The organism is Dehalococcoidia bacterium (assembly GCA_030018455.1).
In the GTDB taxonomy this organism is placed as follows: domain Bacteria; phylum Chloroflexota; class Dehalococcoidia; order DSTF01; family JALHUB01; genus JASEFU01.
This window is the reverse complement of sequence record JASEFU010000019.1, coordinates 1-946: the sequence shown is the minus strand read 5'-3', so window position 1 is coordinate 946 and position 946 is coordinate 1. Positions and strand designations below refer to the sequence as shown.

Sequence of the window (946 nt, the reverse complement as noted above, 5' to 3'; positions counted from 1 at the left end):
GGCGAGACAGTCCCTGTCGTTGTCTTCGATGCCCGCGCACGACGGTTTGCTGGCAGGATCGAGGGGATCGGAGCCCAGGATGACTTCGGCTCCGTCCAGCACGCGGTCGCCGTCCGTGTCGGCGACGAGGGGGCTCGTGCCGGCCGTCGCCTCGTTGATGTCGCTCAGCCAGTCGTTGTCATCGTCATCGTCGCAGGCGTCGCCGAGGCCGTCGCCGTTAGGAACGGTGATGTCATCGCCGCCGATCACCGGGCCATTGTCGATGGGACGCGCGTCGGAGTTGAGCTGATCGGGGTTGAACGTCGCGACGCAGTTGTCCTGAGCGTCGAGAACGCCGTCGCAGTCGGCGTCGCCCGGGCAGGCCGTGGCTGTGGGAGTCGGCGTAGCGGTATCCGTCGGCGTGGGAGTCGGCGTCGGCGTGTAGGTCTGCGTGGGAGTGGGCGTGGCAGTGTCCGTCGGCGTGGGAGTCGGCGTCGGCGTGTAGGTCTCCGTCGGCGTCGGCGTAGCGGTATCCGTCGGCGTCGGAGTCGGAGTGTAGGTCTGCGTGGGAGTGGGCGTGTCAGTGGGCGTCGGCGTGTAGGTCGGTGTGGCCGTGGGCGTGTCAGTGGGCGTCGGCGTGAACGTGTGGGTCGGCGTCGGTGTCGCAGTGTCGGTTGGAGTAGGGGTAGGCGTGGGTGTGGCCGCTAGATCCGCTATCTCAGCAGGGCTGAGGGCACGGTTGTAGATCCGGACGTCGTCGAGCGTGCCGCGGAAAGAGCGGCCGGAAGCGTCCTGGCCGACGCGCAGGACTTCGTTATTGGTGTTAATGGCTGGCGGGCCGGGGACCGAGTTCTCCAGGACGCCGTTGTAGTAAATACGCATCATCGTCCCGTCGTATGTGCCCGCCACATGGATCCAAGTGTTGCCGTCGTAGGGGTAACTCGTGGTTGAAGCGACGCGATAGGTG

General features: G+C 66.5%; 1 protein-coding gene. It reads right to left on the bottom strand.

All coding sequences use genetic code 11. The features are described from left to right. The coding region (locus tag QME71_11125; protein MDI6858851.1) for a LamG domain-containing protein at positions 1–946 on the bottom strand (946 nt) is incomplete at both ends.